The organism is Roseibium sediminicola (assembly GCF_023156505.1).
In the GTDB taxonomy this organism is placed as follows: Bacteria; Pseudomonadota; Alphaproteobacteria; order Rhizobiales; family Stappiaceae; genus Roseibium; species Roseibium sediminicola.
Window position 1 is genome coordinate 1 of sequence record NZ_JALNMJ010000011.1, and the last position, 20,531, is coordinate 20,531.

The window sequence follows — 20,531 nt, forward strand, 5'->3', positions numbered from 1 at the left end:
AAACCGACCGCCGCAAAACGCGGCGGCGGCACCGCTCGGCCTGAAACCGGTAACCCGACACAATCAGAAAACTGCCCGACGGAAACCCATCAAGCGACAACACTGTGAGAAATGCGGGCTAATACTGCTCGAATGGTCCCGGAAACCGTTGAAATATCTTTCCGTCAAAGGGATCAGGATTGGCAGCATGGCAAGCCGAATATACTTTAGGTGCTGCGGTTCGGCATGTTTTTTTATTACTGAGGCGACGGGTGGGGCTCTCCATTGCGACGCCACCGTGTGTAATTAGGTGTGCTTTCCAATGAGGTTGTTCACCGATTGGGGTTCAGACGATTGATAGATGTCTTGAAGTTAGTGCCGCCGCACAGGCGGTTGCATTGCCGGTGCGCTGTACGTAATAATAGCGGTACCACAGTTTGTGCGGGGCGGCCATGAAAAACGTGAAACATAGCTCGAGACTGTTTTTCTATACTGGTATTGTGCTATTTGCGCAGTGTAGTTCAATCTCAGCAGAAGTGGTTGATAAGTATGTGGGGTGCAAGGGCGAGTTTATTACTTATCATTCTGCACAAGAAGGTGAGCTGTCTCAAAGCAACATAGTGCACTATCGAGTGGTGGGTTCAAGTGAATGGAATTATTATGCTTTTGGCTCGAAAAATAGTTTTGAAGTCTCAAATTTGAGGTCACCTCAGGAGGTGGAAGTAGTTTACTATACAAATTTTCCACTAGATAAAAACTATTATTTGCTGAAGGTGGCGAAGTATAGTGACGAGCTTTTTTTTGGTGATTTGATGAAGATCGACTACGGAGAAAACCTCAAGAAGATCTTATTGGTGGAGTATGGAAAGAAATTGAACACCCCCCCATTCACTACAACAGATTTCGGCGCAGACATAACAATTACCACGTATCAGAGTGCTCACAAAAGCAAGCAGCCTGTGGGAGGCCAACTTATAAGAGACTACGAAAATTTGTTTGACAAAAGAAGTGGTTGGCATCTGAAATTGCAGTCGGGCGCCCTAACTTTCGAAGATATTTCAACTAGAAATAACTCCGCCTTCCAATCGAAGTTAGTGTCTGAAGATAAGCTAAAGCAAAAACACCTTCTTCATGCGCAGTTGCAGAGGTATTCTTCGTCTGGTCTGGGTTGCGTTCGGACTGTTCAAAAAATTTACTCTAAGCACAACAAATTGTTTGTCACGATTTTAAACCTTATACTGGATGATGAGCCTGTTACATTAGAATTTGATATTTCTCGATAATCAGGAGTAGAGAATTGGGCAAAGATCTTGATGAAGAAGCCAAGGGTGCTCAGTACGACAATATTGTTGCAACACTGATTGGGAACGATTACGTCACCGTTTTTGGTAAGGAAGATGTCAGTCCGGCTTCGGTTTATGCGACGGTGCCGGTTATGGCATTTCTTAGCTATGTTTGTGGGTTGTTGTCGAATTCACCTGAGCCGAATTTATACCTGGTATTTCAAACGGCGGTCATAGTTTTACTTTCTATTACTTTTGTAGTTTTTGCAAAAATATTAAACTCTGTGTTACCTCAGGTCGATGTTGTGCCTAGAAGACTTTCACTTTTGTTCTTTTCCCATTTCATGATCACATTAATCGCTTTTTTTCTCGCTTCATTAATTTGGGGTGATCGATATCCAGGATATGAGTCTGTTGTGGATACAGCTCAAATCTATTGCTTTGTTGCGTTTATTTTGATTGTATTATTCTCCATAGCGAGATTGCGGCATGAAAATAGTATCGCTGCCTACTTCAAAGAATATTCACTAACAGCTATCCTGACTAATCTTGCTAAGATATCTTTAGTCGCAATTGTCGTTAATCTTTTAAACTTTAAAATTTTTCTCGAGGTTGTTGTCAGGACAAATGACGGTCTAGTTCGAAAAATGTTTGAGTCGGGTGCGAGGTTTCTCGATTCTATATGAGCCCGATTTAAAAGTAGTTGAGTGATATCAAAGGGTTGTGATTCAACCGTCTTTGTCTAGAAGATGGAGGATCGAATGCCCTGGGATGATATCACTCGCCGACAGCATAACCGGGACCATCTGCGTTATCCAACCGATTTGATGGACCCGGAATGGGCGATTTTGGCGCCGCTGATCCCTCCGGCCAAATCCGGCGGTCGTCCACGCAAGACCGATATGCGAGAGGTGGTCAACGCGATCCTTTATATCGCGGGCAGCGGCTGTCAGTGGCGGGCGCTGCCGAAGGACTTTCCCCCAGCCTCCACCGTGCGAGGCTATTTCTATTGCTGGCGCGATACCGGCCTTTGGCAGACGATCAACCACATCCTTGTCGCAGCCACGCGGGAACTGGAAGGACGCGAGGCCTCTCCAACAGCCGGTGTCATCGACAGTCAGTCGGTCAAAACCACACAAAGCGGTGGAATTTCCGGCTATGACGCGGGCAAGAAGATCAAGGGCCGCAAGCGCCATATCATCACTGACACGCTCGGCCTGATGCTGTTCGTACTGGTTCATGCCGCCGACATCCAGGACCGGGACGGTGCGCCCGATGTTCTGAAGGCCATTCGGTACCGGTTCCCCTGGATGCGCCATGTCTTTGCCGACGGCGGCTACGCGGGCGACAAACTCCGCGCCGCATTGGTCGGCTGCGGCACGTGGACCATCGAGATCATCAAGCGTTCCGATGCTGCCAAAGGCTTCCACGTCCTGCCTCGGCGATGGGTGGTGGAACGCACCTTCGGATGGTTCGGCCGATGCCGTAGGCTCGCAAAGGACTGGGAGAAATCCGTCGAAAGCGCCACCGCATGGGTCACCATCGCCAGCATCAGGGTCATGACACGCAGACTCGCAACCTATTGTCCAGTCTCATAAACTTTTGAATCTGGCTCTTACAAATTTCGGCTAGTAAAAGTAAATCGTGTATTGCCTCGCAAGGATCTTGTATTAATCGATATCCCTGACGCAACGCCTGAGTTAATCAGAGCTTATACACTTGATGACGAACAAGCTCTACTAGCTATAGTGAGATATAATCGTCTAATCGACACTTTCCTTGGTCTTACAACATACAGCCTTCAGAACCACCTTCGAACGACAGTTCAGGGCGTCGGACAAATCGAAATCGATGAATTGTACGTCGGCATCGATAGGCGTGGGTGTCATTTTGTGATCCCTGTTCAAGCGAAAGCCGGAAAAGACCAAATTGGCATCGTACAAACAACCCAGGACATCCGATTTGTCGAAGAGAAATTTCCTGGCTTGCGCTGCAGAGCAATTGCTGCGCAATTTTTGGAATCTAAGATAGTAGCGCTTTTTGAACTCACGTTACAAGACGACGAAGTCAAGGTCGTGGAGGAAAGTCACTACCGATTAGTACCCGCTACAAACTTGAATAGCGTTGCGATCAGAGACTATCGAGACTGAGCAAATTTTGTTCGCTATGCATCTTTTTTCGAGGCGGTTTTTGCCCCCCCCAAAACAAAAAAAGCCCCGGAAAACCGGAGCTTTTTTGAGTTGTTTCGGACCTTGGCAGTCTGTCCAAAACTTGGAATTTGGTGCCCAGGAGAGGACTCGAACCTCCACGCCCTTGCGAGCGCTAGCACCTGAAGCTAGTGCGTCTACCAATTCCGCCACCTGGGCTGTGAGGGGGGCTTTTAAGGGGGGGATTGGGCCTTGTCAATCACGTTGTGCGACTTTTTTTGCTCTTTCACGGCAAGGCCTTCACAGACCCCCGGCAAAGAGCTAAGAAACTCCTGATCGAGCGGCCAAAATTTTTCGGCCCTCCCCCTTTCGGACGCGACAGAAGGCATTTTTCCGATGTCCACAGCACTCAACGGCAAACTCGTCACGGTCTTCGGCGGTTCGGGCTTTCTCGGCCGGCATATCGTCCAGGCGCTGGCAAGGCGCGGCCACCGCGTGCGCGCGGCCGTGCGCCGGCCGGACCTGGCCACCCACCTGCAGCCGCTCGGCGCGCCCGGACAGATCATGCCGGTGCAGGCGAACCTGCGCTACCGCTGGTCCGTCGACCGGGCCGTGATCGGCGCCGATGCCGTCGTCAATTGCGTCGGCATCCTGGCGCCCTCCGGCAAGCAGAGCTTCGATGCGGTGCAGAGCTTCGGCCCGCGCGCCATCGCGGAAGCTGCCCGCGGCGCCGGCCTGGACCGGGTGACGCATATATCCGCCATCGGCGCCGACGCCGACAGCACGTCGGCCTATGCCCGCTCCAAGGCTATGGGCGAGGCCGGCATTCTGGAAACCCTGCCGGAGAGCATTATCCTGCGTCCGTCGATCGTGTTCGGTCCGGAAGACGATTTCTTCAACAAGTTCGCCGACATGGCGCGGTTCGCGCCGGTGCTGCCACTGCTCGGCGGCGGCGATGCTAAGTTCCAGCCGGTCTATGTCTGCGATGTCGCGGAAGCCGTTGCCCGCGCGGTCGACGGCGAGCTGAACCCCGGCACCTATGAGCTCGGCGGGCCGGAAGTCAAAAGCTTCCGGGAGTGTCTTGAGGACATGCTTGCCGTGACACGGCGCAAGCGCACGCTGCTGCCGATCCCCTTCCCGGTCGCCTCGGCCATGGGCAAGGTGTTCCAGATGTTCCCGATGGCGCCGTTCACCGCCGATCAGGTGGAGCTGCTCAAGACCGACAATGTGGTTTCGGACGCGGCGAAAAGCGACGGCCGCACGCTGGAGGGCATCGGCATCAAACCGGCGACGCTCGCCGCCGTGCTGCCGACCTATCTGGAGCGCTACCGCGAACACGGCCAGTACGACGCCCACCGGCCGGCGTGACCTTTTGAAATTGCGCATTTGAAGGCGGGCCGTTGGCCCGCCTTTTTGTTTGTTTAGCGAACCCTCAACTTGTCATTCCGGACAAGTGCAGCGACGCTGCACGCTGAGCCGGAACCCAGCGTATCAGCGCGAGCGACAGCGAGCACAAAACCAATCAAGCACCTTCCTCAATAATGGCACGCCTGCGGCGCGAAGTACGCGCTGGATTCCGGATCTGGCCATGCAGCTGCGCTGCAGACCGTCCGGAATGACGAAGTGAGAGGCTTTGTCCCCTTCCCACAGCTTTTCGTTGCCGCCCCCCGTCACTTCGCCTACCGTTTGATCCTATGGGGTTCGGGAGGTGTCGATGTCGGTTCTTGCCAAGGTCACGCTATTGTTCGTGGTGTTTGTCGATCTGCTTGGCCAGGGGCTGGTGTTTCCGATCCTGAACAGCCTGATCATGGAGCCCGGCACCGGGCTTCTGGCAAAAGACACATCGGAGGCGATGCGCCATTTCGATTATGGCCTGATCATCGGCGTCTTTTTCCTGTGCTGGTTTTTCGGCGCTCCCTACATTTCCAAGCTCTCCGACGTGATCGGCCGCAAGAAGGCGATCCTGATCTGTCTCTTTGGCGCGCTGTTCGGCTACGGGCTGACCATCGCCGCGCTTTACCTCAACAGCTTCCTTTTGATGATCCTGGGCCGCGCGATCACCGGGCTGACGGCCGGCAACCAGCCGATCGCCCAGGCGGCGATGATCGACGGCAGCGTCGACGACGAGGACCGCAACCGCAACATGGGATACATCATCACCGGGGTCAGTTTCGGCCTGGTCGGCGGGCCGCTGCTGGGCGGGCTCCTGTCCGACCCGGTGCTGATCGGCGATATCGCCAGCATCAAGCTGCCCTTCTATGCCTGTTTCGTGCTGGTCGCGATCGCCATCCTGCTTGTGGTGGTCGCCTTTCAGGACCAGCACGACGCCGAGGAACAGGGCACGTTCCGGTTCCGGCCGGCGGAGATCTTCGAGCTTTTGTGGCGGGTCACCAAATACCCGAAGGTGATGCGGCTGACGGTGGTGTTCTTCTTCTTCCACATCGCCAACCTGTCCTTCTACATCTTTGTCGACAATTACCTGACCAGCCGCTTCGGCTACGGCACGCTCGGCGGGTCCATGGTGATGCTGACGATCGGCATCGCGCTGGCCTTCTCCAGCACCTTTTTGGTGGTGCCGGCGCAAAAGCGCTTCAGCAAGGAGGCGATCCTGGGCATGACCTTCCTGGTCTGGGCGCTTTCGGCGGCGGCTTTTGTTGCCGCGCCGGCCGCCTGGATGACCTTTATCCCGGTGTTCTCATTCTATTTTGTCTTCGGCATCGCCTATCCGACCTTCCTGGGGCTCTATTCGGCGGCCGTCGGCGATGAGGAACAGGGCTGGGTCATGGGCGTCACCATTGCCGTCTTCACGCTGGTCGCGGGCGTCATTTCGCTCGTCGGCGGCGAGCTGATCGGGCTCGATCTCGACCTGCCGTTTTACGGCGTCATCATCGCCGCGCTGGTCGCGCTGGTGGTGATGTTCCTGGCCTGGAACAAACCGGAGATCAAGGCGCTGACACGCCGGAACGCGCGGTGAGCGGGGAAAGGCATCGCCGCATGGCCAACTTCTCCATCGTCATCCCGGACGCAGCGAAGCGAAGATCCGGCACCGGGGAGCCGATGCCGCGCCGATGGTTCGAAGCCTTTCGGCGCAGGCATCTGGCTCCCCGATCCCGGCTCGCGCTGCGCTTGGCCTGGATGACGACGGAGAGGTTTGTGATAACGGCAAACCGCCCGTCCCAGGGGCAGGACGGGCGGTTTTGTTCCGGTCGGGGCGGGGCAGATGAAGGGCCGTCACTTGGCGGCGGGATCAACCCTTCCAGCGCCCCGGACCGAAACGGTTCCAGACTGTCGTGACACTTTCACGATCGGCAGCGCCGCGACCGTCTAGCGCATTTCGCGGTAACCGTCGGATGTGCGCATCAGGCCGATGTCGCGCAGGTCTTCGTCGCTCAGGCAAGACAGAGCCCGGTCAGTTGCCCGGCGCTGATGATAATTGCGGAGCCCGGCGACACATGCGCGAAGGACAGAAAGCAACAGGCCGCGGCTGTTTGCACGGCTGCGAAAAACGGTATCGATCTCAAGGCTCATCTCACTTCTCCTAGGGACGGCTCGCGGGGGATGGAACCCGTCCGGTTCGCTGGGGACGAGACAAAGGTGACAGGTCAATCCTGACAGCTGTGAGTCATGTTTGATCCCGTTCTGTTCACGGGATATGATTTTTTTTCGAACCACGTCATTTCAGGCCCTGATTCATGAACCCGATCGAACGCGCCCTCGGCATTCTTCTGCTTCTGACGGGCGGCAAACTGGTGTCGGCGACGACCCTGGCGGAACGCTTCCAGGTGTCGCTCAGAACCATCTACCGGGACATCGACCGGCTGATCGCGCTCGGCGTGCCGGTCGACGCGGAGCGCGGCGCGGAAGGCGGCTATCGCCTTGCCAGCGGCTATCTGCAGCCGCCGGTGGCGCTGTCCCGCAACGAGACCGCGGCGCTTCTGGCGGCAATGGCTCTGGTGCGCTCCAGCCGGACCGTGCCGCTGGCCGCCGAACTGGACGCGGCGGAGAAAAAGCTGCTCGCCTCGCTGCCGAAATCCGTGCACGGGCTGTTGAAGGACGCCGACCGGATCGTCGGCATCGAGCCGATCCCGGCGGATATCTTTCATTCCGGCACCAGGGCGGAACCGACGGAAGACTGGCAAAAGGCGCTTGACGGTTTCATGGCGGGCATTCTGGACGGCAAGCGCGTGCGCTTCGACCATGTCAATCCTGTGCGCAAGACCGTGAAGGCCCATGATGTCGAACCCTATGGCGTGATGTTCGACCGGGATCTCTGGTATCTCGCCGGCCGCTGCGTCGACACCGATGTGTTGAAGGTTTACCGGGCCGACCGGGTCCGCGGGCTTGAAATCAGCGGTCTGTTCTTCCGGCCGGACAAGAATTTTTCGATCCAGAGCCTGCTGGGCGGCGCCTGGCTTTCCAACGCCATGCGACGCTGGGAGCAGGAGGAGGCCATTGCGGAAATCCTGATCACACCGGCCCAGGCCAAGAAGCTCGGCGCCGACTGGTATTACCGCCACGCGGTGTTCACGCCGGCCAAGGACGGCCGCGTCCTGATCAGCATCCCCTCGACCGAGCGCGCCCGCATCCTGCCGCTGGTCCGCTGGCTGGGACCGGGAGCGGAACTCGTCGGTCCGGACAATTTGAGAGAGGAACTCGCCGCCGAGTTGGAAGAACTGGCGGCGCTTTATGCGCCGGCTGAACGGGTCAACCGGTCGGCTTGATAAGAAAGCCGTCCTCTTCAGTTCCCCTCGACCGTCATTCCGGACAAGCGCAGCTGCAGCTGCGTGCAGATCCGGAACCCAGCGCACCAGCGTGAGCGAAGCGAACACCAAAAAAGAACCGGCCGCGCTGACGCGCGAAATATGCGCTGGGTTCCGGATCAGCGTGCAGCCTTGCTGCACTTGTCCGGAATGACGGTCGAGAGGTTCCCGATTCCTCAGGTCACCCCAGAAAATAAAGACCCGCGAACCCGGCAAGGCCGATGAAAATCCGCCACCAGGCAAACGGTGCGAAGCCGTGCTTGGAGACGAAGTCCAGAAGGCCCTTGACCACGAATACGCCGGCGATGAAGGAGGCGACAAAGCCGATGCCGATCAGCATGGCATCATCGGCCGAGAGCACGTTGCGGTTCTTGTAAAGGTCATAGGCAAAGGCGCCGGCCATGGTCGGCATGGCGAGGAAAAACGAGAACTCGGCCGCCGAGCGTTTGTCCGTGCCCATCAGGAGCGCCCCGGCAATGGTGGCGCCCGAACGCGACACGCCGGGCACCATGGCAAGGCACTGGAAGAAGCCGATCTTCAGGCACAGCGACAGCGGATAATCCATGACGTTGGTGTAGCGCGGTTTCAAGGGCAGCCGGTCGATCCACAGGAGGATGATGCCGCCGACAAGCAGCGTCGTGCAGATCAGCGCCGGGCTCTCGAACAGCACTTCCTTGATGAAGCCGTGCAGCAGCACGCCAATGACGGCGGCCGGCAGGAAGGCCAGCAGAATGCCGGCGACAAAACGGCGGCTGGCCGGGTCGGAGGGCAGCGCCAGGGTCAATTGCCACAGGCGGGAGAAATAGACCGAAAGAATCGCCAGAATGGCACCGAGCTGGATCAGCACCTCGAAGGTCTTGCCGGTGCTGTCGAAGCCGAGGAAATGGCCGAGCAGCAGGATATGGCCGGTGGAGGAGACGGGAATGAACTCGGTCAACCCTTCGACAATTCCCAAAATGAGAGCGTTTACAATCGTTTGCCCGTCCATTGTGTATCTTGTCTCCAAATGGCTTGATGTGGCCCGGCCGGACCAAGTATGTCTCGCGACTCGAGGGGACCTTGCTTGCGCCGCCTATTTGACGAAGTGCCGGGGCGGCGTCAAACCCTTGATAACCATATTCAGGGCAAACTCCCGGTTAACGCGATTTTTGTGCTGGCGCGCACCAGCGACCAAGTCTTGCCACAGTTCGGGCTCTATACGCTTACATGCTGACCCTCTATCACCACCCGTTTTCGCCCTCATCCCGGTTTATCCGTCTCATCCTGAGCGAATACGGCGCTGCCTTCGAGGAGCATCACGTCAACCCGTGGGAACGCCCCCAGGCGCTGTTGCTGCTGAATGCCGCTGGCACCGTGCCGGTGATGGTGGAGAATGAAGGCCCGGCCATCTGCGGCGCCGGGCCGATCATGGAATATCTGGACGAGACCCGCGGCTATGCGGTCGCCGACCGGCGGCTGATGCCGGACCATCCGGAAGCGCGCGCCGAGACAAGACGCCTGGTCGACTGGAGCCTCGGCAAGTTCGACCAGGAAGTGGTCGGCCATCTGGTGCGCGAGCGCATCTACAAGCAGATCATGCCGAAATCGACAGGTGGCGGCGAACCGGATTCGGCGGCGCTGCGCGTTGCCCGCGCCAACATCCAGCATCATCTTAAATATTTCGGCTATCTGGTCGCTTCCCGCCGCTGGATCGCCGGCGACCGGCTGACCTTCGCCGATTTCGCGCTGGCAGCCGGGCTCTCCTGCGCCGATTATCTCGGCGAAGTGCCCTGGAACGGCGAAGAGGACATCAAGAGCTGGTACGCGCGTGTCAAGTCGCGCCCGTCCATGCGGCCGCTTCTGGGCGAGAAGGTGCTCGGCATGCCGCCGGCCCCCACCTATGCGGACCTTGATTTCTAGGATCGGCTCAGGTCGGATAGCTCCGACGACGCGCAAGCAACTGCAGGCTGACCGCCTTGGACAGAAAAACCCAAAAACTGCTGGAAGCCTTTCAGGCCAAGGCCGAAACGCTCGGCTTCGACGCCGTCCGCATTGCCGCCGCGGACGGTATTCCGGAGGCCGGCGAACGCCTGCACCAGTTTCTGGACAAGGGCTATCACGGCACCATGGGCTGGATGGCCGAGACCGCGGACCGGCGGCAAAGCCCCGCGGCGCTCTGGCCCGAGGTGCGCTCGGTCATCATGCTCGCCATGAATTACGGCCCGGACGATGCACCTGAAAACCATCCGCTGGCTCATCTGAAGAACCCGGGCACGGGTGGTATCTCCGTCTACGCCCGCCACCGCGACTATCACGACGTCATCAAGGGACGGCTGAAGGAACTCGCCAGCCTGCTGGTGTCGCGCGCGGGCGGCGATGTGAAGGTGTTTGTCGACACGGCACCGGTGATGGAAAAACCGCTCGGCCAGGCCGCCGGCCTCGGCTGGCAGGGCAAACACACCAACCTGGTTTCGCGCGAGCTCGGCTCCTGGTTTTTCCTCGGTGCGATCTTCACAACGCTCGAATTGCCACTAAGCGGTGCGGAACGCGATCATTGCGGCTCCTGCCGCGCCTGTCTCGATGCCTGCCCAACGGACGCTTTTCCAGCGCCCTACCAGCTCGATGCAAGGCGCTGCATTTCCTATCTGACGATCGAGCATCCCGGGCCGATCCCTGCTGAATTCCGCGAAGCGATCGGCAACCGGATCTATGGCTGCGACGATTGCCTTGCCGCCTGCCCGTGGAACAAGTTCGCGGAAGCGGCACGCGAGGCCAAACTGATCGCCCGCGAGGACCTGACCAACCCGGCTCTCACAGATCTCCTGGAGCTTGACGACGCGGATTTCCGCAAACTCTTTTCCGGTTCGCCGATCAAGCGGATCGGCCGCAACCGCTTCCTGCGCAACGTCCTGATTGCTGCTGGAAACAGCGGTGACACCGATCTGCTGGACGACGTGCGGATACATCTTGGCGATCCGGACGAAACTGTCAGGAGCACGGCCGTCTGGGCGTTCCGGAAACTGGCCCCCGCAGACGGGTATCAGGCGGAAAAACAAAAGGCCATCGCTCAGGAAACCGAAGAGGTGGTGCGTGCCGAATGGCTGGCCGGGACTTCCTGAAAATCGGGACCGTGAGTCGACCTTGTCATGAGAATGAGCCATAGTCATGGAATGGCCAAAGTAGGCCCTCTATATCGGTCGCGATAAAGAATCGATTGCGATCATTCTATTGGAGCCAAGACATTGATTTTCTACGCCAGATCCGCTCACACCCCGTCCTCAGCCAAGGCGCGTGCCCGGCTCCTTTGCCTCAGCACCGCCCTGGTCCTGATCTCCGGTTCCACCTTCGCGCAGGACAGCGGTACAGCCGCTTACGATGCCTATGTCGACGGCCTTGAGGCGCTGGGTCTCGAGGTCGAAAACGGCGCGATCAACTACGACGCCGGCAGCGATACGCTCACCCTTACAGACAGCCGCCTGTCCTTAAGCGGAACTATCAAAGACCTGCCGGCCGGCGACATGGATGTGACGACGGATGACGGTGCCAAAGATGCCGATCCCGACGAGCTGAACGACCTGAGCTACGAAATCTCGCTGCACAGCGGCACGGTGACCATCACCGGCCTGACCCATGAGGATGGCGATTTTTCCGCCGCAAGCTGGGTCTATTCCGACGACACCGAATTCACGGTCTCCGGTTCTGTGGATGGCGAAGGCCGCATGAAGCTAAACGGCCGCATGACCGGTCTGTCGGCAACGGATTACAGCTTCACCATGCCGGAACTGCCGGATGAAGACCCGGAACACCAGGCCAGCCGCTGGCTGCCTTTCCTGCAGGTCTCGCTGCTGACATCCTATGAGGAGGTCAAGGCGGACAGCACGGCCATGACCCTCGAGGCCTATGCCACGGAAGACGGCAAGGAGACCCTGGTGGTGTCGGGCACCATGCAGATGGACGGCTATCGCCTCGCGGATGCCGAGGATGGTCAGGTCGGTGAATATTCCATCGACAAGGTCACGCAGACCATGGAGACACTCGATCCGTCGTCCGGCCAGGTGCTGATTCAGGAGACCAGCCAGGGCAAAACCATTTACACCGATATCGATGTGGCGGCTTTCATCGATCTGTTCGACCCGGACGTGCCGGCGAGCGACGATCACGTCGTCATGATCGGCACCGGGTCCACCGTGGACTACAGCTCCCGTCAGGATCTTGGCCAGGGCCTCTCCGTGAACATGACGGTCGACAGCGCCACCTTGAACGAAGTCACTGTCATCAAACGCGACAACGACATCCTGCAGATCTTTGACGATCTATTCGCGAAGAAGGAACCGGCACCCGAACAGCTGATCACCGGTGTGTTCCAGCTCTACCGTTCCTTCGGCATCACCGAAGCGCGCGTCAGCGGTATCAAGATCAAGGTGCCGACGCCAGGACCGGAAAAGCTCGCCGACATTTCCATCGCAGAGATGGCCATGACCGAGGTCAGCTCCGAGGGCATCGGCGAAATGATGCTGGTCGGCCTCAATGCACCGGAATTGCCGGACGGCGCGTCTGTCAGGATCAACTGGGCCGCCATCGGCGACATCGAATTTGCCGACTACACGCCCATGCGGGCCATGATCAGCACGCTGATGGCCGATCCGGATTTTGGCGAGGACCATCCGCTGGACGTCGCCCGGGCCTTCATGCCGCTGTCCTTCGGATATGAGATCAAGGGGCTGGACGTCACCGCGCCGGACACCGGACAGGTCAAGATCGGCGCCGCCGAAATGACCGTGTCGACAACAGTGTCGCCGATCCCGACCAGTATCTTCGTGCGCAATGAAGGCCTGCAGGTGCCGGTCAGCGCCGTGGACGATCCCGAAGCCCAGGCCCTGTTCCAGGCGCTTGGCCTGGACACTGTCGTCTGGTCGGACGAGACCCGGCTTTACTGGGATGAAGCAACCCTCGAACTGCGCCTTGAAAAATTCATGGTCGACATTGACGGTGTCGGACGGGCGGAACTCTCCGCGCGCTTTGCCAATGTGCCGAAGTCGCTGTTTGAGGATCCGGAAGGCCAGGGCCAGATGGCCTTGATCGTGGCGCAATTCGTCGACGCCTCGCTGACCTTCAAGGATGCGGGCCTTGCCACCAAGGGCATCGCCCATGTCGCCGAGAGCGAGGGCATTCCGGAAAACGTCTTCCGCGAGGCCCTTGTCGCGCAGGCCGCCCAGGCCACCGCACCGATCCAGAACGAGGCCTTTACCAAGATGGTGAGCGAGGCCGCGTCCAAGTTCCTGGAAAACCCTGGCGAATTGAAGATCACCCTGGCACCGCAGGCGCCGGTACCGCTGGCCCAGATCCTCGGCAGCATGGCCGCGCCGCAGACCCTGCCGGACCTGCTGGCGGTGAATATCGAAGCCAACTGAGGTTTTTCAGATGAAAACCGGCAAGGGCGGCCACTGGCCGCCCTTTGTATTTCCGAAAACCTCACCATCGTCATCCCGGACGCAGCGCAGCGGAGATCCGGGATCGGAGTGCCGAGTACTGTCGATGGAAGCGGACCTCAACGGCGGAGGCTTCTGGCTCCCCGGTCCCGGCTCGCGCTGCGCTTGGCCGGGATGACGCCCGATAGGTTTTGTCATTGGGCCTAAACCAGAAAAGGCAGCCGGTGCCGTCCTCGTTTTTCGAAAACCCTCACCGCCGTCATCCCGGACGCAGCGCAGCGGAGATCCGGGATCGGAGTGCCAAGGACTGTCGATGGGAGCGGACCTCAACGGCGAAGGCTTCTGGCTCCCCGGTCCCGGCTCGCGCTGCACTTGGCCGGGATGACGACCGAGAGGTTTTGCCTTTGAGTAAAAACAAAAAAGGGCGACCGCTGGCCGCCCTTCTCACCTGATCATCCAGGTTTTTATTCCGCCGCGTGCCGCTGCTGCGCCGGGCCGATCCTCGCCGCGCAGAATTTGAATTCGGGGATCTTGCCGAACGGGTCGAGCTGCGGGTTGGTCAGGAAGTTCGCCGGGGCCTCGAAGAAGCAGAACGGGATGAACATCATGCCGGTCGAAACATCACGGTCGGCGCGCAGGGTCAGGGTGATCGCGCCCCGGCGGGTTTCCACCGTGACCTGCTGGCCGATCTCCAGGCCCTGCATCTTGATGTCGCGCGGGTTCATGGAGACAACCGGTTCCGGCTCGATCGCGTCGAGCACCACGGCGCGGCGGGTCATGGCGCCGGTGTGCCAGTGTTCCAGCATGCGGCCGGTGGTCAGCACCATCGGATAGTCCGCGTCCGGGGTCTCGTTCGGCGGCACCAGATCCGTCGGCACGATCTTGCCGCGGCCATCGGCGGTCGGGAAGGACTTGCCGAACAGGATCTCGTTGCCGGGCTTGTCCGGCGCGTCGGCCGGATAGGTCACCGTGCCGTCGCGCTCCAGGCGGTCCCAGGAGATGTTGTTGAGCGAGGCCATGTGCGAGCGCATTTCCTCGTAGATCGCCGGGACCCCGTCATAGGTCCAGTTCAGACCAAGGCGGTTGGCCATCTCGATCAGGATCTGCCAGTCGGCGCGGGCTTCGCCCGGCATCGGCACGCAGGGCCGCCCAATCTGGACCTGGCGGTTGGTATTGGTGAAGGTGCCGAGCTTTTCCGCATGGGCGGAGGCCGGCAGGATCACGTCGGCATGCCACGCGGTCTCGGTCAGGAAGATGTCCTGCACCACCAGGTGTTTCAGGCTCGCAAGTGCCTTGCGGGCGTGGGTCTGGTCCGGGTCGGACATGGCCGGGTTTTCGCCTTGGACATACATCGCCTCGATGCCGCCCGCGAGGATATCGTCCATGATCTCCACGACTGTCAGGCCGCGCACCGGATCGAGCGTCCGGCCCCAGGCATCCTCGTATTCGGCGCGGATGTCCGGGTTTTCGACGGAGCGGTAATCCGGGAACACCATCGGGATCAGGCCCGCGTCGGAGGCGCCCTGAACGTTGTTCTGGCCGCGCAGCGGATGCAGACCCGTGCCCGGACGGCCAATCTGGCCGGTGGTCAGTGCCATGGCGATCAGGCAGCGGACATTGTCGGTACCGTGCACGTGCTGGGAAACGCCCATGCCCCAGAAGATGATCGACTTCTGGCTGGTGGCGTAGAGCCTTGCGACCTCGCGCAGGGTCTGGGCGTCAATGCCGCAGACCGGTTCCATGGCCTCCGGCGTGAAGTCCTTGATCTTTTCCTTCAGGGCCTCGAAGCCATCGACATGGGCGGCGATATACTGGCTGTCATAAAGCTCCTCGGTGATGATCACGTTGAGGATCGCGTTCAGCATGGCCACATCCGTGCCCGGCTTGAACTTGAGGCCGTATTCGGCATAGCGCATCAGGTCCTGGCCACGCGGGTCCATGACGATCAGCTTGGTGCCCTTCTTGGCCGCCTGCTTGATATAGGTCGCTGCCACCGGATGGTTCTGCGCCGGGCGCGCGCCGATCACGATCATGCAGTCGGCATCTTCCGCGGCATTGAACGGTGCCGTCACCGCGCCGGAGCCGATGCCTTCCATGAGGGCGGCGACCGAAGAGGCGTGGCAGAGCCGTGTGCAGTGGTCGACATTGTTGGTCAGGAAGCCCTGGCGGATCAGCTTCTGGAAGAGATAGGCCTCTTCGTTGGAGCCTTTCGCGGACCCGAAACCGGCAATGCCGGCACCGCCCTTGGCCTCGAACGACGCCTTCAGGCCGGAGGCGGCCTTGTCGAGCGCCTCTTCCCAGGTCGCCTCGCGGAAATAGTCGAGGTAATTGCCGCGGGTCATGGAGATGTCGCCGCGCTTGGGCGCGTCGTCCCGGCGGATCAGCGGCTTGGTCAGGCGTTCCGGGCTGGAGACATAGTCGAAGCCGAAACGGCCCTTGACGCAGAGCCGGTTTTCGTTGGCCGGACCGTTGCGGCCCTCGACGCTGACAATCTTGCCGTCTTTCACGGAGACTGAGGTCAGGCAGCCAACACCGCAGAACGGGCAGACGCTGTCGACGGTTTCCTCGGCGAAGACCTCGCGTTTGGTGGCGGTCTCGTCGAGCAGGCTCTTTTCCATCAGCGCGCCGGTCGGACAGGCGGAGACGCATTCGCCACAGGCCACGCAGGTGGACAGGCCCATCGGGTCGGCCAGATCGAAGACCGGCATCGTGTGCGAGCCGCGGTCGGCCATGCCGATGACGTCATTGACCTGGACTTCGCGGCAGGCGCGTTCGCACAGGTTACAGGCGATGCAGGCGTCCAGATTGACGGCGATTGCCGGGTGGGAAATGTCCTGGGGTGTCTTTTCGCAAGGGGCGAAGCGGCTGGAGGTCACACCGACGGCATCGGACCATTTCCAGAAGTCGCTCTCAGGATCCGGATGGTGATCGCGGGACGGCTGGTCGGCGGCCAGGAGCTCGAACACCATTTCGCGGGCTTTTGTCGCGCGCTCGGTGGCCGTCTTGACGACCATGCCCTCGGACGGTGTGCGAATGCAGGAGGCAGAGAGGACGCGCTCGCCCTCGATATCGACCATGCAGGCGCGGCAATTGCCGTCGGAACGGTAACCCGGCGCGTCCTTATGGCAGAGATGCGGAATGGCGACGCCCTCGCGCTTGGCCACCTGCCAGATGGTTTCGCCTTGATCGGCGGTGACGTTCTTGCCGTCGAGAGAGAAGGTGATCTGGCTCATTTGCCGAACTCCTCAGGGAAGAATTTTAGCACAGAAGCAACCGGGTTGCTGGCGGCCTGGCCGAGGCCGCAGATGGAAGCGGAGCGCATGACCGCATCGAGATCGGCGATCTTCTGCTGGTCCCAGTCGCCGGCGGCGAGCAGATGCTCCATCTTTTCCGTACCGGAGCGGCAGGGCGTGCACTGGCCGCAGCTTTCATGCTTGAAGAAGCGCATCAGGTTGAGAGCGACGTCGCGCATGTCGTCCTGATCGGAAAAGACCACGATGGCGTGGCTGCCGATGAAACAGCCGTGTTTGTCGAGCGTGCCGAAATCGAGCGGCTCGTCGGCGAGCGAGGCCGGCAGGATGCCGCCTGAAGCGCCACCCGGCAGGTAACCCTTGAAGCTGTGGCCGTCTTCCATGCCGCCGCAGAATTCATTCAGGAGCTCGTTCATGGTGATGCCGGCAGGCGCCAGTTTCACACCCGGCTCTTTGACCCGGCCTGAGACAGAGAACGAGCGGAATCCCTTCTTGTCGCGCCGGCCTTGAGAAGCAAACCATTCCGGACCCTTTTCGACAATGTCGCGGATCCAGAACAACGTCTCGACATTGTGGTTGAGGGTCGGGCGGCCGAAGAGACCGACCTGGGCGATGAAGGGCGGACGGTGACGCGGCAGGCCGCGCTTGCCTTCGATCGATTCGATCATCGCGCTTTCTTCGCCGCAAATATAGGCCCCGGCGCCGCGGCGCAGCTCGATGTCGATGGAGGTGATGATGCCGGCGGCGCGCAGAGCGGCGATTTCCGTTTTCAGGATCTCTAGAACTGCCGGGTATTCGTCGCGCATATAGAGGTAGACGCGCTCGGCGGAAATCGCGTGTGCCGCGATCAACGCACCTTCCAGCAGTCGGTGCGGATCTCGCTCCAGATGGTAGCGGTCCTTGAAGGTGCCAGGTTCGCCCTCGTCGCCGTTGATGGTCAGGTATTTCGGACCCGGCAGGTCGTTGACGATCTTCCATTTGGTACCGGTCGGAAAGCCTGCGCCGCCAAGGCCACGCAGACCGGCTTCCAGCGCCTTGTCGGCAATCGCTGCGGCATCCAGTTCGCCCGCGCGCACCCGCTCCAGCAGCTTGTAGCCGCCGCCGTTCCGATAGGCCTCAAGGGCGACATAGTCCGGGATCTCCGGGCCGGTTTCGCCTTCGAACATCACCGCGCGCACGGACAGTTCCGACGCATTGTCGACGGCGCGCTTGCCGACCTGAACGGCCGGGGCCCCGGCGCAACGGCCGATGCAGGGCACTTTCTGGATCCGTACCTTGGCCGGATCGACGCCGCCTTCAAGCGCGGCGGCCAGAGCGTCAGCCCCTTTCTGCGCACAGGCGAGGCTGTCACAGACACGAATCGTCAGCGGCGCCGGCTTGGCTTCGCCTTCGCGCACGATGTCGAAATGGTGATAGAAGCTGGCGACCTCATAGATCTCGGCCTGCGACAGCTTCATCTCGTCCGCCAGAGCCTTGAGATGGCGCGCCTCGAGACAGCCGAACGCGTCCTGGATCTTGTGCAGATGTTCGATCAAGAGATCGCGGCGGCGCGGTTCGTCGCCCAGAAGCACCTGGACTTCCGCCAGGGCCGCATCTTCCAATTGACGCCCTTTTGGCTGGGACGGCTTGCGTGATAGCCCCTTGCCGAAAGACATTGGCGTTCCTCCCGAATCCTCTGGAGCGCGTCAAGAATGTCGCGTCCGCGCTCCCTCATGCCGATAGCGGATCCAGATGGTTTTCAACCACCTTGAACCGCAAGTTGGCGCGATGTTAGCGAGGCGGTTCCGGGCTGTCTGTTTGAAAAACGACAACCGATCCTCAAATGCTGACGCTTTGGCGACGCCGTCAACAGGATAGCAGGATCGGTGTCCTTAGAGTCTGGCCAATAAATGAAGTCGAAATGGCATGGGCCAGACTCTTATGCTGTCAGGTGCGAAAAGGCGGCGACGACCCGCTCATAGACGGGCCGCTTGAACGGCACGATCAGCTCCGGCAGGCGGTCGGCCTGCTCCCAGCGCCAGGCGCTGAATTCGGCGGAATGTCCGTCCGGCGGGGTCAGGATGTTGATTTCCTCTTCAGAGCCGTCGAACCGGTAGGCGAGCCAGCGCTGCGCCTGCCCGCGGTACTTGCCCTTGCGCGACGTCTTCACGACCTCTTGCGGATAATCATAGGCGAACCATTCCGGAGCTTCTTCCAGCAGGGTCACCGACTTGATCGAGGTTTCCTCATAGAGTTCGCGCCGGGCGGCCGGCTCCGGTGCCTCACCCTTGTCGATGCCACCTTGCGGCATCTGCCAGGCGTAGTCATAGCCGGCCGACCTGTCGCCGTCGTCCCGGCTGCCGATCCACACCAGACCATCCTTATTGATCAACATGATGCCGACGCATGGGCGATAGGGAAGCCCCTCCGAAGGCACTGGAAAGCCCGGCCCGAGTTCTAGCTTCGTCACGGTTACACCTACTAAAAAGAGATCTGGATTTAGCGATCGATCGTAGCGCTGACGGGCACCAGCTGGAGACCGCGGTCTTCCAGATCCTGTACCCATTTTTCCAGCTGGCGTACAGTCACGGGCAGCGCGGACCCGGCGGCAACGGCAACGCCGCGCGAGCGGGCCACGCCTTCCAGCTGCAGCAGCTTGGCATCGATGCTGTCTGCCCTCGGAACCTCGTCGAGCACAACGTCGACGCCGCTGAACGGGATGCGTTTGTCGGCAGCGATCTCCGCCGCGATGCTGCGAGAGGATGTGCCGTTGTCGACCAGCATCAGGCCGCGCTCTTTCAACTTTTCTACCAGATATTCCATGGACGGCTTGGTCGAGGTGAACCGTGCGCCCATTTCCGGAATGGTGCCGACATAGTTGGTGGCGCGAGTGAGCAGAAAGGCGAGCCGGTCAAGCATCTCGGTCGGGCGGAGGCTGACCAGGAGCGTGTGCGGTCCCGGATCGTTGTCCGGAAAATCGAACGGCTCCAGCGGCACCTGCAAAAGAAGCTCGTGGCCCTTGGTGCGCGCCTGCTGCATCCACAGGTCCAGGTCCTCGCCATAAGGCGCCAGCGCGAATGTCACATCGGGCGGCAGGCTGCTGATCGCATTCTGGGTGCCGGCTTCCGACAGGCCCAGTCCGGTGACGATGACCGCGATTTTCGGAATTGAGGTGAATTCGCGCACGATCGGGCGCGAATAGGCATCGAGCGGCCGGACACCGGCATCGCTGATCTTGGGCAGGAAGCCATAATCCGAGCGTTCGCTGACCCGGCTGTCCGGATTGATGGAGAGGCTTGTGACCGGCGCTTCGGGTCCCAGACCATCCGGACGGTTGACCATGTCATAGCGCGGCCCGAGCAGGTCGTCGGCGCTTTCAGGGCGCAGGTTCGGACCGAGGTTGTCACCAATGCCCGGCCGGATTTCGACCACTTCGATATCCTGCGAGGTGACGCCTTCGACGACCGCATCCAGGGGCAGAACGGCAACCGGCTCACCGCCGAGCGGGTCATCCACAACCAGGATCCAGATCAGCGTCGTGGTGAAAATCACGCTCAATATGCCGACACCGATCAGACCGAACGGCAGCCTGACAAGCCGCCGTTTGCCCATTCCTAGAGGGGCTGTGAGATCTTCGCTCGACATTGCCGTCCTGAGCCTATTGGCCGGCGGGGCGCCGGCATGGTGTTGTTGAATTACGCAGAACGAAAACGGAAGAGATAGA

The 20,531-nt window shown here is 60.0% G+C and carries 15 protein-coding genes and 1 tRNA gene; 9 read left to right on the top strand and 7 right to left on the bottom strand.

The annotated features are described in order from the left end of the window. Positions 1-431 precede the first annotated feature (431 nt). The 3 genes from M0H32_RS16005 to M0H32_RS16015 all read left to right on the top strand — a co-directional run bounded on the left by M0H32_RS16005 (position 432) and on the right by M0H32_RS16015 (position 2,860). A complete protein-coding gene (locus tag M0H32_RS16005; RefSeq protein ID WP_248155783.1) occupies positions 432-1,262 on the top strand; it encodes a hypothetical protein in 831 nt (276 codons plus the stop codon). A 14-nt stretch (positions 1,263-1,276) separates the two neighbouring features. Then, complete coding sequence (locus tag M0H32_RS16010) at positions 1,277-1,948, top strand: hypothetical protein (protein ID WP_248155785.1); 672 nt, start codon at positions 1,277-1,279, stop codon at positions 1,946-1,948. 75 nt (positions 1,949-2,023) lie between these two features. Continuing rightward, positions 2,024-2,860: an IS5 family transposase gene (locus M0H32_RS16015; RefSeq protein WP_248155787.1), complete on the top strand. Its 837-nt coding sequence runs from the start codon at positions 2,024-2,026 to the stop codon at positions 2,858-2,860. Between the two features lie 681 nt (positions 2,861-3,541). On the opposite strand, the gene M0H32_RS16020 is transcribed toward M0H32_RS16015, so the two are convergent. Beyond that, positions 3,542-3,628: transfer RNA gene (locus tag M0H32_RS16020), tRNA-Leu, on the bottom strand. A gap of 177 nt (positions 3,629-3,805) precedes the next feature. On the opposite strand from M0H32_RS16020, the gene M0H32_RS16025 reads away from it, so the two are divergent. Next, positions 3,806-4,777, top strand: coding sequence for a complex I NDUFA9 subunit family protein (locus M0H32_RS16025; protein WP_248155789.1), 972 nt, complete (start codon positions 3,806-3,808; stop codon positions 4,775-4,777). A gap of 346 nt (positions 4,778-5,123) precedes the next feature. Then, positions 5,124-6,383 (top strand): MFS transporter, encoded by a 1,260-nt coding sequence (locus M0H32_RS16030; RefSeq protein WP_248155791.1) that lies wholly within the window; start codon positions 5,124-5,126, stop codon positions 6,381-6,383. A 350-nt stretch (positions 6,384-6,733) separates the two neighbouring features. Here the strand turns inward: M0H32_RS16030 and M0H32_RS16035 are convergent, their stop codons facing one another. Next, positions 6,734-6,937: a YjiS-like domain-containing protein gene (locus M0H32_RS16035; protein ID WP_248155793.1), complete on the bottom strand. Its 204-nt coding sequence runs from the start codon at positions 6,935-6,937 to the stop codon at positions 6,734-6,736. A 164-nt stretch (positions 6,938-7,101) separates the two neighbouring features. Between M0H32_RS16035 and M0H32_RS16040 the strand changes: the two genes are divergently transcribed. Beyond that, positions 7,102-8,130: a helix-turn-helix transcriptional regulator gene (locus M0H32_RS16040; protein ID WP_248155795.1), complete on the top strand. Its 1,029-nt coding sequence runs from the start codon at positions 7,102-7,104 to the stop codon at positions 8,128-8,130. 220 nt (positions 8,131-8,350) lie between these two features. On the opposite strand, the gene M0H32_RS16045 is transcribed toward M0H32_RS16040, so the two are convergent. Continuing rightward, positions 8,351-9,157, bottom strand: a complete 807-nt coding sequence (locus M0H32_RS16045) for an undecaprenyl-diphosphate phosphatase (protein WP_248155797.1) — start codon at positions 9,155-9,157, stop codon at positions 8,351-8,353. Between the two features lie 218 nt (positions 9,158-9,375). Here M0H32_RS16045 and M0H32_RS16050 point away from each other — a divergent pair, with 218 nt between their 5' ends. The 3 genes from M0H32_RS16050 to M0H32_RS16060 all read left to right on the top strand — a co-directional run bounded on the left by M0H32_RS16050 (position 9,376) and on the right by M0H32_RS16060 (position 13,559). After that, positions 9,376-10,068 (top strand): glutathione S-transferase family protein, encoded by a 693-nt coding sequence (locus tag M0H32_RS16050; protein ID WP_248155799.1) that lies wholly within the window; start codon positions 9,376-9,378, stop codon positions 10,066-10,068. Between the two features lie 56 nt (positions 10,069-10,124). After that, positions 10,125-11,267, top strand: a complete 1,143-nt coding sequence (queG, locus tag M0H32_RS16055; RefSeq protein WP_248155801.1) for a tRNA epoxyqueuosine(34) reductase QueG — start codon at positions 10,125-10,127, stop codon at positions 11,265-11,267. Positions 11,268-11,390: 123 nt separating this feature from the next. Next, the gene (locus M0H32_RS16060; RefSeq protein ID WP_248155804.1) at positions 11,391-13,559 is read left to right on the top strand and encodes a hypothetical protein; all 2,169 of its coding nucleotides are present in this window, start codon (positions 11,391-11,393) and stop codon (positions 13,557-13,559) included. A 482-nt stretch (positions 13,560-14,041) separates the two neighbouring features. On the opposite strand, the gene fdhF is transcribed toward M0H32_RS16060, so the two are convergent. From fdhF to M0H32_RS16080, 4 genes are all read right to left on the bottom strand, one after another. Beyond that, positions 14,042-16,810 carry a formate dehydrogenase subunit alpha gene (fdhF, locus tag M0H32_RS16065; protein WP_248155806.1) on the bottom strand — a complete coding sequence of 923 codons (2,769 nt, stop codon included), beginning with the start codon at positions 16,808-16,810 and terminating at the stop codon, positions 14,042-14,044. Next, the gene (locus M0H32_RS16070) at positions 16,807-18,483 is read right to left on the bottom strand and encodes an NAD(P)H-dependent oxidoreductase subunit E (RefSeq protein ID WP_248155807.1); all 1,677 of its coding nucleotides are present in this window, start codon (positions 18,481-18,483) and stop codon (positions 16,807-16,809) included. The genes fdhF and M0H32_RS16070 overlap by 4 nt, the downstream gene beginning before the upstream one ends. A 263-nt stretch (positions 18,484-18,746) precedes the next feature. Beyond that, entirely contained in the window at positions 18,747-19,277 is a 531-nt protein-coding gene (locus M0H32_RS16075; protein ID WP_345779338.1) for an RNA pyrophosphohydrolase, read from the bottom strand. Between the two features lie 29 nt (positions 19,278-19,306). Next, positions 19,307-20,452: a divergent polysaccharide deacetylase family protein gene (locus M0H32_RS16080; RefSeq protein ID WP_248155811.1), complete on the bottom strand. Its 1,146-nt coding sequence runs from the start codon at positions 20,450-20,452 to the stop codon at positions 19,307-19,309. Positions 20,453-20,531: the final 79 nt, after the last annotated feature.